General features: G+C 44.3%; 12 protein-coding genes and 1 pseudogene. 8 read left to right on the top strand and 5 right to left on the bottom strand.

What is annotated here, in order from left to right:
* Positions 1-540 (top strand): ABC transporter permease (locus QVP40_RS08230; RefSeq protein ID WP_330361908.1); only part of this gene is annotated, 540 nt, incomplete at its 5' end.
* Positions 541-576: 36 nt separating this feature from the next.
* On the opposite strand, the gene QVP40_RS08225 is transcribed toward QVP40_RS08230, so the two are convergent.
* Positions 577-771 (bottom strand): hypothetical protein, encoded by a 195-nt coding sequence (locus QVP40_RS08225; RefSeq protein ID WP_022067984.1) that lies wholly within the window; start codon positions 769-771, stop codon positions 577-579.
* A gap of 373 nt (positions 772-1,144) precedes the next feature.
* Here QVP40_RS08225 and QVP40_RS08220 point away from each other — a divergent pair, with 373 nt between their 5' ends.
* The 4 genes and pseudogenes from QVP40_RS08220 to aroE all read left to right on the top strand — a co-directional run bounded on the left by QVP40_RS08220 (position 1,145) and on the right by aroE (position 3,804).
* Positions 1,145-1,876: an AzlC family ABC transporter permease gene (locus QVP40_RS08220; protein WP_022067983.1), complete on the top strand. Its 732-nt coding sequence runs from the start codon at positions 1,145-1,147 to the stop codon at positions 1,874-1,876.
* On the top strand, positions 1,866-2,186 hold the full coding sequence (locus QVP40_RS08215) for an AzlD domain-containing protein (RefSeq protein WP_022067982.1): 321 nt from the start codon (positions 1,866-1,868) through the stop codon (positions 2,184-2,186). The genes QVP40_RS08220 and QVP40_RS08215 overlap by 11 nt, the downstream gene beginning before the upstream one ends.
* A 218-nt stretch (positions 2,187-2,404) precedes the next feature.
* Positions 2,405-2,944: pseudogene (locus QVP40_RS08210) on the top strand (shikimate kinase); the annotation flags it as partial.
* Complete coding sequence (gene aroE / locus QVP40_RS08205) at positions 2,929-3,804, top strand: shikimate dehydrogenase (protein ID WP_022067980.1); 876 nt, start codon at positions 2,929-2,931, stop codon at positions 3,802-3,804. The pseudogene QVP40_RS08210 and the gene aroE, both read left to right, overlap by 16 nt.
* A 114-nt stretch (positions 3,805-3,918) precedes the next feature.
* Here aroE and dapF read toward each other — a convergent pair whose 3' ends face one another.
* Together dapF and hydF are read right to left on the bottom strand one after the other, a co-directional pair.
* Positions 3,919-4,767 carry a diaminopimelate epimerase gene (gene dapF, locus QVP40_RS08200; RefSeq protein WP_022067979.1) on the bottom strand — a complete coding sequence of 283 codons (849 nt, stop codon included), beginning with the start codon at positions 4,765-4,767 and terminating at the stop codon, positions 3,919-3,921.
* 109 nt (positions 4,768-4,876) lie between these two features.
* Positions 4,877-6,169 carry a [FeFe] hydrogenase H-cluster maturation GTPase HydF gene (gene hydF, locus QVP40_RS08195; RefSeq protein ID WP_022067978.1) on the bottom strand — a complete coding sequence of 431 codons (1,293 nt, stop codon included), beginning with the start codon at positions 6,167-6,169 and terminating at the stop codon, positions 4,877-4,879.
* A 206-nt stretch (positions 6,170-6,375) separates the two neighbouring features.
* Between hydF and QVP40_RS08190 the strand changes: the two genes are divergently transcribed.
* The 3 genes from QVP40_RS08190 (at position 6,376) to QVP40_RS08180 (ending at position 8,759) form a co-directional block, all read left to right on the top strand.
* Positions 6,376-7,188 carry a transporter substrate-binding domain-containing protein gene (locus QVP40_RS08190; protein WP_022067977.1) on the top strand — a complete coding sequence of 271 codons (813 nt, stop codon included), beginning with the start codon at positions 6,376-6,378 and terminating at the stop codon, positions 7,186-7,188.
* 148 nt (positions 7,189-7,336) lie between these two features.
* Complete coding sequence (locus QVP40_RS08185; RefSeq protein ID WP_138270359.1) at positions 7,337-8,026, top strand: amino acid ABC transporter permease; 690 nt, start codon at positions 7,337-7,339, stop codon at positions 8,024-8,026.
* Between the two features lie 49 nt (positions 8,027-8,075).
* Entirely contained in the window at positions 8,076-8,759 is a 684-nt protein-coding gene (locus QVP40_RS08180; protein ID WP_138270389.1) for an amino acid ABC transporter ATP-binding protein, read from the top strand.
* A gap of 73 nt (positions 8,760-8,832) precedes the next feature.
* On the opposite strand, the gene QVP40_RS08175 is transcribed toward QVP40_RS08180, so the two are convergent.
* Positions 8,833-9,282: a CBS domain-containing protein gene (locus QVP40_RS08175; protein WP_022067974.1), complete on the bottom strand. Its 450-nt coding sequence runs from the start codon at positions 9,280-9,282 to the stop codon at positions 8,833-8,835.
* Positions 9,283-9,453: 171 nt separating this feature from the next.
* Positions 9,454-10,461, bottom strand: a complete 1,008-nt coding sequence (gene asnA, locus QVP40_RS08170) for an aspartate--ammonia ligase (RefSeq protein ID WP_022067973.1) — start codon at positions 10,459-10,461, stop codon at positions 9,454-9,456.
* Positions 10,462-10,544 lie beyond the last annotated feature (83 nt).

The raw sequence follows: 10,544 nt of genomic DNA, 5'->3' as shown, positions 1-10,544 counted from the left end.
CCGGGAGATGATGCGGCAGCCATTGAGTGCAGGCAGATGCTGAATGACAGTATTCAGAAGTTTAAAGAGCAGGGATATTTTGCTCAGGAACAGGATTATGTTTCCAGTCGTTCTTATGCAGAGGAAGGAGAAAACTTTTACGGGCTTAATGGAGGACTGCTGTTTGTGGGAATCCTTCTGGGCGGAGTGTTCCTTATGGGAACAGCGCTGATCATTTACTACAAGCAGATTTCTGAGGGGTATGAGGATAAGGCGCGTTTTGAGATCATGAGAAAAGTGGGAATGAGCCGCAGAGAAGTAAAAGCCTCGATTCACAGACAGATTCTTATGGTATTTTTCCTTCCGCTGATTACGGCATGTGTCCATATTGGAATGGCATTTCCTTTGATGAAAAGGCTGCTTCTTTTGGTGGGCATGTCAAATACCAGGCTGTTTCTTATATGTACGGCAGTAACAGTGATTATATTTGCAGCAGTCTACGGCGTGATCTATGCAGTAACAGCAAGATCCTATTACAGGATTTTGGAAAAAGCAGAGTAAAGGAAAGATGGAAAAAGCGAGCAGATATGAGAGAATTCATATCTGCTCGTTTTCATGGGCTTCCCGGTAAATAGCGCAGGCTGCGTGATGACGGCAGGTTTTGTGGGCGCAGTTCATAACATCCAGTTTCCTGCCGCTTTCGGTGGGAATATATTCGCAGGTGACAGTCTGCATGCTGTTGCAGGTGCGGCAAAAACCGGAGAGATTGATTTCAATGATTTTCTCTTCCATGGAAAACCTCCTTAAAGTGTATACCTGTAAAAAAGGTGAATAAAATTTCATTTATGAGTATACACGTTTCTGGCGTGTACCGCAACGGAAAAAGAACGCTTCCCGAAGGAGCATTTTATAAAGAATATTGCATTTTTATACATTGTATAATTTTAATACAGGGCAAAATGCCATGGCGGAAGGCGATTTGGAATATATTCTGACCGGATTACCGGGAACGGAATGAGAAGCAATATCTGACTTCTGTTATCAGGGATATAAACAGAAGCTTTGTGAAAAAATACGCAAAAACACATTATGCAGACAAAAAATTTCTGTTTACAATTCCACCGGCAAAATGTATAATCATACATAAATGAGGAGTGGAGACATAATGGAACAGAACACAAATAAACAACAGTTCATGCAGGGACTCCGGGATGGGGTTCCTGTTTCTTTGGGATATTTTGCAGTATCCTTTACCTTTGGAATGATGGCAGTTGCGGGAGGAATGTCTGTATGGCAGGCAACCCTTCTTTCTCTGACCAATATTACCTCGGCAGGCCAGTTTGCAGGTCTGGAGATTATTATTGCCTGCGGTTCTCTGTGGGAAATGGCTCTTACGCAGCTTGTGATCAATCTGAGATACAGTCTGATGTCTTTTTCTGTTTCTCAGAAGCTGCAGAAAAATATACCGTCAGGGCACAGATTTCTTGTGGCTTTTGGTATGACGGATGAGATTTTTGGGCTCAGTATAAGCCGAAGTGGAAAACTGAATCCCTGGTATCACTACGGGGCGATGAGCGCAGCGATTCCGGGCTGGACACTGGGAACTTTTGTAGGGGCAATGGCAGGAAATATCATGCCGGGCTTTCTGTCCAGCGCTTTGAGCGTGGCTATTTACGGTATGTTTCTGGCGCTGATCATACCTCCGGCAAAGAAACACAGACCGGTACGGGCGGTAGTGGCAGGAGCCATGGCTATCAGCGCTGTTTTTGCAGTGGTTCCGGTGCTGAACAGGATATCATCCGGCTTTGTGATTATTTTTACAACACTGATCGTAGCCGGAGCTGCAGCTTATTTCTGTCCTATAGGGGACGGAGAGGAGGAAACTCATGAATCATAGTGTTTATGTTTATATACTGGTTATGGCAGGAGTTACTTATCTGATCCGTATGCTTCCGCTGGTGCTTTTTAAAAAGGAGATTACAAGTCCGTTTGTGAAGTCTTTTTTATTTTATGTGCCTTATGCCTGTCTGGCAGCAATGACCTTTCCGGCCATACTTACCGCGCCGTCTTCCGGAATGATTGCCGGGGCAGCAGGCCTTGGCGCTGCTCTGATCGCAGCATACCGGGAAAAAAGTCTTCTTACGGTAGCTCTCTGCGCCTGCGTGGCAGTGTTTGCGGCAGAACAGATTCTTGGATTTCTGGGATAATATAAAATAAGTGGAAAGCCTTTGCCTGACAGTGTGTAAGCTTTCAGACAGAACCTTTTTACACTTTATATTGTTAAAGTGATACGTAAGTGTTATACTTTAAGAAAATGGTATACCTGTTTGGGCATAAGCAGGTCACAGGATACCGGGAAAATAAGGAACGGAAGGTAAAATGAATGAAAGAAGATTTGTTAAAGGAAACGCAGCAGGCTCACAATAAGCCGTTTTCCTGTAATATTGTTCTGATAGGCTTTATGGGCGCGGGAAAAAGTACGGTTTCTGAATACCTCAGCAGAAAATACAATATGGATACTGTGGAAATGGATCAGATTATTGCAGAAAGAGAAAAAATGAGCATTTCCGATATTTTTTCAGTGCATGGGGAAGAATATTTCCGGGATCTGGAAACAAATCTGCTTATTGAAATGCAGGCGAAGACTAACACAGTAATTTCCTGCGGCGGCGGCGTTCCCATGAGAGAGAGAAACGTAAAAGAAATGAAGAAAAACGGATGCGTGGTTCTTCTTACCGCTACACCGGAAACGATTCTGGAGCGGGTAAAAGATAACCATGACCGGCCGCTTCTGGAGGGAAATAAAACAGTTTCCTATATTTCTGAGCTGATGGAAAAACGCCGCGAAAAATATGAGGCTGCGGCTGACTTGATCATTGAGACAGACGGAAAAAGTGCTCAGGAAATCTGTGAAGAGCTGGTGCAGAAAATGGCAGGAGGACAGAAGATATGGAACAGAGAATAAAGGGAACAACAGGACTTATGATGCTGATCGGAAGCCCGGTAGGACATTCCGGCTCACCGGATATGTATAACTTCAGCTTCCGGTATCATAAACAGGATTATGCATACATGGCTTTTGATATAAAGGAAGATCAGGTAGGTGCGGCTCTGGATGCCATGCGGCTGTTTAAGATGAGAGGAGCAAACGTTACCATGCCCTGCAAAAATGAGGCTGCGAGACTGGTGGATGAGCTTTCTCCGGCAGCGCGGATTATCGGAGCGGTCAACACCATCGTCAACGAGGACGGAAAGCTGGTGGGTCATATTACAGATGGAACCGGATTTGTGCAGAATTTAAGAGAGCATGGCGTGGAAGTGAAGGATAAGAAAATGGTGGTTCTCGGCGCAGGCGGCGCAGCCACAGCGATCCAGGTACAGTGCGCCCTTGACGGAGCAGCTTCTATTTCCGTTTTTAATCCAAATGATCCGTTTCTTGAGAGAGCCCGTCAGACAGCGGAGAAGCTGAAAAAAGAAGCTCCGGAATGTAAGGTTCAGGTATTCTGTCTGGATGATGAAAACAGACTGAGAGAAGAAATTGCCCAGGCGGATATTCTGGTAAATGGCACTCTGGCAGGCATGAAACCCCATGAGGACACCACTCTCATTACAGATAAGAGTATGTTCCGCCCGGAGCTGGTTGTGGCAGATGTGGTATACAATCCTGAGGAGACAAGACTTCTCCGTGAGGCAAAGGAGGCCGGCTGCAAAACCATTGGCGGCAAGGGAATGCTTTTATGGCAGGGTGCGGCAGCCTATAAACTGTATACAGGCCTGGACATGCCCGTAGAAGAATACCGTAAATTCCAGGAACAGCAGGGCTGATTACACATAAAATCTATAAGATATAAACAAGACGGACAACTCGCTGAGAGGATCTTACCGCAGTCCCTCGGTCAGAGTTGTCCGTCTTGTTCTGTTTATCGTTTCTGTACTCTTTTATATAGAAGAAAGATCAATTTCGCCCTCGAACACTGTAGTTGCCGGGCCTGTCATGTAAACAAGATTTTCCTGGCGGTTCCAGAGGATCTGAAGATCTCCGCCCAGAAGTTTAACGGTAATAGGCACGTCCTCGTCAACCAGGCCGTTTAAGGTGGAGGCCACAGCTACTGCGCAGGCGCCTGTTCCGCAGGCCAGTGTCTCTCCGGAGCCTCTTTCCCATACACGCATCTGGAGAGTGCGTCTGTCAATGACTTTGACAAATTCTGTGTTGATCCTGTCCGGAAAATTGATGTGGTTTTCAAACATAGGCCCTACCTTTTCAATGTCCAGACTGTTTACATCCTCCATGTAGGTAACTGCATGAGGATTGCCCATGGAAACAGCAGTGATATTCCAGACAGTTCCGTTTACGTCAAGTGGCTGGTTGATCACCTGTTCTTTGTCTGATACGACAGGGATCATTTTTGCAGTAAGAATGGGAGAACCCATATTTACTTTTACAGAGGAGACTTTTCCGTCTTTGATATCGAGATCCAGATATTTAATTCCGCTTTTTGTATTAACAGTAATATTCTTTTTACGGACGATGCCGTGGTCGTAGGCGAATTTTGCCACACAGCGGATTCCGTTGCCGCACATGGCTCCCTGTGAGCCGTCCAGATTATACATATCCATTTCGCAGTCTGCCACATCGGAAGGCTTGACCAGGATCAGACCGTCAGAGCCGATACCGAAATGTCTGTCGCTGACAAATCTTGCAACAGCCGAAGGATCGGCAATGGTTTCTTCAAAGCAGTTTACATATACATAATCATTTCCAATACCCTGCATTTTTGTAAATTTCATAGAGTTCCTCCTCATTATGTACTATTTATACTCATTCCCGGATAACGGTATCAAGTATAGAGATAAAATGTTATGGTTTTGTGAAATCAGAATAAAAATTCCAGAAATTTTATATCAGTTTATAAATATCCGGAAATGGTTCAAGGCTTCTTTTCAGGATTCCTGTGACCCGGGCGATCAGAATACCGTAATTTGTAACAGGGACGTTCTGATCCTGACAGCAGGCGATCCGGTATTTCATCTCTCTTTCATTCAGCATACAGCCGCCGCAGTGTACAACCAGTTTGTAATCCTTCAGATCATCAGGAAATTCTGTTCCGGAGGTGAAAACAAACTCCGGTTCTTTTTTTGTATAGCTTCGGATCCAGTTAGGGATTTTTACGGTTCCAATATCGTCACACTGACGGTGGTGAGTGCATCCTTCCGCGATCAGGATCTTATCGTTGTCCTGAATGTTGTCAAGAGCGGCAGCGCCCTGTACCACTGTGGCAAGATCTCCTTTATATCTGGCAAACAGAATGGAAAAGGAGGTGAGAGGAACCGTATCCGGGGTATCTTTTGACACCTTTGAGAAAACCTGACTGTCGGTGATCACCAGTTTTGGAGTGATTCCATGATTTCTGAAATTTTCCAGAGTGGATTTCAGCTCTGTATCTCTGACTACAAGAGAAAGGGCTCCTTTTTCCAGAACCGCGCGGATAGTCTGCTGCTGGGGAAGGATCAGGCGTCCCTTTGGAGCTGCCTTGTCAATGGGAACCACAAGGAGAACAAGATCTTCCGGGGAGATCAGATCCGCGATCAGTGGATATTTATGCGTTTCTTCAGGTTTTAGGGAAGCAAGCATTTCTTTCAGCTCATGGATGCCCCTGCCGGTTTTTGCGCTTACATAGATTTCATTTGTTTTTCCGGATTCCGAGGAAGCCGGAGAAGCGCTTTCGCCGGAAGCAGCAAAAGTGTCAGAATCACTTTTGATAGAATCAGCAGTGGAAAAAGCTTCCGTTTCAGAAGCAAGATCTGTCTTATTATAAACCAGGATCCAGGGGATATTTTTTTCCTGAAAACGGAGGATCAGCTCTTCCTCGCACCGGGTTTTACCTATATGAATGTCTGTTACCAGAACCGCAATATCTGTTTTATTTAAAACCTGAAAGCTTTTTTTTACACGGAGAGCTCCAAGTTCTCCTTCATCGTCAATGCCCGGGGTATCAATGATCATTACAGGTCCAAGGGGAAGAAGTTCCATGGTTTTGTAAACGGGATCCGTGGTCGTGCCTTTTACATCTGAGACAATCGCAAGATCCTGACCGGTTATTGCATTTATGATACTGGACTTTCCTGCATTTCGTTTTCCGAAAAAACTGATATGTATCCGCTCGGAAGCGGGCGTCTGATTCATTCCCATAGATATCCTCCTTATAAAAATACCGATTGTGCGTATAAAAGTGATTTTTTGTGCATATGAAAGTATTTTTATTATAGAAAATTATTTTTTATTATGCAAGTAAACTATTGCATTTTACAAAAAACATGGTACAATAAAAATCATGATTTGAAGAAATTTTATGCAAAGAGAATGTATAAATATACTATTTTAAGGAGGAAACAAAAATGAAAAACATGAAAAAATTTGCAGCACTTGCACTTTGCGCAGCAATGACCGCATCTATGATGGGCGCAGTAACCGTATCTGCCAATGACAGCGGAGTTGAGAGCATTGATGATCTTGCAGGAAAAAAGATCGGAGTTCAGCTTGGAACCACTGGAGATACTTATGTGACAGACGAGTATGAAGGCGATGATGCCGGAACAAAAATCGAGCGTTTCAACAAAGCAAATGATACAGTAATGGCTCTGAAACAGGGCAAGATCGACTGTATTATCATCGACAGCCTTCCGGCAGAGGAGTTTGTAAAAAACAACGATGATCTGGAAATCCTGGAAGAGGATTTTGCTACAGAGGAATATGCCATTGCAGTAAAAAAAGGCAATGACGAGCTGACTGAAGCAATTAACGGAGCCCTGAAAGAGCTGAAAGAAGAAGGCGTTCTTGACCAGATTAATGAAAACTATATCGGAGCTGACGATGTGAAAGGTACCTGCCCGTATGAGTCACCGGAAGATGCAGACCGTTCCAACGGAACTCTGACAATGGCAACAAATGCAACTTTCCCTCCATATGAATATTATGAGGGCGACAAGATTGTAGGTATTGATGTGGAAATGGCACAGGCAGTCTGCGACAAACTCGGCTATGAGCTGAAAGTGGAGGATATGGAATTCAATGCGATCATGAATGCAGTAGCTTCCGGAAAGGCTGATATCGGTGTAGCCGGTATGACTGTTACAGAAGATCGTAAAGAGAACGCAAACTTTACTGATACTTATACAACTGCAAAACAGGTTATTATTGTTCGTAAATAATGGAACAGATCCTGCGCCTGTCATAGGTATGACAGACAACAGAGACACAGAAGTTCCGGGCACCCGGTATCGACAGCATCGACATGGGAACCCGGAATTTCTTATGAGCAGCTGAAGATATCTGATAAAAGAGAAAGTGGTGAATGTTTTGGCGGAATTTATTGATAAGTTTCGATTGAATTTCATAGAAGACAAGCGTTATGAATTTATTTTTAATGGTTTAAAGACCACTCTGATCATTACTGCATTCGCAGTGCTGATCGGTATTGTACTTGGCTTTATTATTGCAATGATCCGTTCCACCCATGACAGGACCGGAAAAATGAAGATCCTGAATGCCATCTGTAAGGTGTATCTGACTGTGATCAGGGGAACGCCGGCAATGGTACAGCTTCTGATCATGTATTATGTTGTGTTTGCAGTTCATGATCCGGGAAAAATGATCACAGCGATCATAGCCTTTGGTCTGAACTCTGCAGCTTATGTTGCAGAAATTGTCCGTTCCGGTATCATGTCTATTGACCAGGGACAGTTTGAAGCAGGTAGAAGTCTTGGATTTAATTACCGCCAGACAATGCTGCTGATCATTCTTCCTCAGGCGTTTAAGAATGTACTTCCTGCGCTGGCAAATGAGTTTATTGTTCTTATGAAAGAAACCTCCATCAGCGGTTATATCGGTATTACCGATCTGACCCGCGGCGGTGATATTATCCGAAGCCAGACATACGAAGCGCTTCTGCCTCTTCTGGCAGTTGCGGCAATCTATCTGATTCTTGTTATGTTCCTGTCTTATCTGGTAGGAAAACTGGAAAGGAGGCTGAGAAGCAGTGAACGCTAAAGGTGAAGTATTGATTGATGTAAAAGAGCTGAAAAAATCTTTTGACGGAATGCAGGTTCTGAACGGAATTTCCACACAGATCTGCAAAGGCGAGGTAGTGGCTATTATCGGACCTTCCGGATGCGGAAAGTCTACCTTCCTCCGTTCTCTGAATCTTCTGGAGATACCAACAGGCGGACAGATTCTTTTTGAGGGTACAGATATTACGGATAAATCAGTAAACGTTGACAAAATGCGCCAGAAGATCGGTATGGTGTTCCAGCAGTTTAATCTGTTTCCTCACCTGACCATCAAAAAAAATATCATGCTGGCTCCGGAAAAGCTTGGACTGATGACTAAGGAGGAAGCTTCCAGACGTGCAGACGAGCTTCTGGAACGTGTAGGACTTCCGGACAAGGCAGATGCTTATCCAAGCCAGTTATCAGGCGGTCAGAAGCAGAGAATTGCCATTGCAAGAGCTCTGGCAATGAATCCGGATGTCATGCTGTTTGACGAGCCTACTTCCGCTCTTGACCCTGAAATGGTAGGGGAAGTCCTGGAGATCATGAAAGAGCTTGCAGAGACCGGAATGACCATGGTTGTGGTTACTCATGAAATGGGATTTGCCAGAGAGGTGGCAACCCGTGTGATGTTTATTGATGAAGGAAAGATCCAGGAGGAGAACACACCTCAGGAGTTCTTTGCTCATCCGGAAAACCAGAGACTGAAGGATTTTCTGTCAAAGGTATTATAAACAAAGATATCAGGAATAAATGAAAGCCCCCGGCATTATGCTGATGTGATATGCATAAATGCCGGGGGTTCTTTTAGTTGTTTTCTTGTGCCGGGCTGTCGGTCTGGCGGTCGGCGTAGGCTGCTTTCAGCTCTTTATAACAGTATTTGATGATTTCCTTACGGGTAATGATCCCGATAAAAAATCCCTGATCGTCAATAACCGGAACGTAATTCTGGTTAATGGCCCGGTCCAGAAGATCCTCCATATCTGCATCTGCATGAACCGGTTTGTAGGTGGCTCTTCTGGGAATAGTCATAATGGAAATATCCTCCATTTCCTTTACATCCATGGTATTCAGCCGTTTCAGCCCCCACAGAAGATCTCCCTCGGAAATGGTTCCTATGTAACGACCGTCCATACTGAGAAGGGGAATACAGGAAAATTTCCGGTGTTCCATTTTTTCCACAGTCTGGCGCAGTGTCTCATCTTCAAATATATAAGCTACTTCACTTTTGGGTGTCAGAAAAAATAAAATATTCACGTTGTGTACCTCTGTCTTTCATTTCAGTGTGAGGGCAGGTCATGAAAAAACTGCCGCTCTTTTTTGTTGCCGATTCTACTGATATGATAGTATGAAGGTACTCTGCTGTCAATAAATGAAATATTAAATTTTGGTGAAAACTACTATGAAAAAAACATGAAGATATATTTTTTACAGCAGATTTACTCCGTTTTCCCTTGCTTCCGCAAGAACTTCCTCAGGCCACAGAGAAGCATGTACCTCACCGATGTGAGCCTTTCTTAAGAAAAACATGCAGATGCGGGACTGACCGATTCCGCCTCCGATAGAGTAGGGAAGTTCTTTGTTGAGAACAGCCTTCTGGAAAGGCAGATCACGGCGGTCATTGCATCCTGCTTCTGTAAGCTGGAGATCAAGAGTTTCTTCGTCTACACGGATACCCATGGAGGAAAGCTCAAGGGCAATATCCAGAACCGGATAGTACACAAGGATATCTCCGTTCAGTTCCCAGTCATCATAGTCCGGAGCCCGCCCGTCGTGACGCTGGCCGTCTGTAAGAGTTTTTCCTACCTGCATAAGAAATACAGCGCCCTTTTCCTTTACGATTTTATATTCGCGTTCCTTGGGAGTGCAGTCGGGATACATATCTACAAGCTCCTGTGTGGATACAAAGGCGATTTCTTTGGGAAGGATTTCTTCAATGTAGTCGTACTGTACTGCCATGTATTTTTCTGTTTTGCGCAGAACACTGTAAATGGAACGAACAGTATTGATAAGGGTTTCCATGGTACGCTCTTCTTTTGTGATCACCTTTTCCCAGTCCCACTGATCCACATAAATGGAATGGATATTGTCAATATCTTCATCTCTCCGGATAGCGATCATATCAGTATAAAGTCCCTCTCCGTGGGAAAAGCCGTACTTTTTAAGCGCATAGCGTTTCCATTTGGCAAGGGAGTGGACAATCTCCGCATTTTCGTTCATTCCTTTAATATCAAAGCTGACCGGGCGCTCCACACCGTTCAGATTATCATTCAGACCGGAAGACGGCGCTACAAATACCGGAGCGGATACGCGCAGGAGATTCAGCTTCTGTGCAAGTGTCTGCTGAAAAAAATCTTTGACGGTTTTGATTGCCACCTGGGTATCGTGAAGATTAAGATCAGAATGATATCCGGCGGGAATTTTAAATTGTTCCATAATAATTCCTCCTCGTTCGAGCTGCGCTCTTATTAATAAGCCATATTATAGCAGGAAAACAGGTGCAATGCAATTTATAGTTA

Origin of the sequence: Blautia sp. CAG:257 (assembly GCF_000433815.1) — a bacterium.
GTDB classification, from domain to species: domain Bacteria; phylum Bacillota; class Clostridia; order Lachnospirales; family Lachnospiraceae; genus Blautia_A; species Blautia_A caecimuris.
The sequence above is the reverse complement of the archived record's forward strand: the minus strand, read 5'-3'. Positions and strand labels throughout refer to the sequence as shown.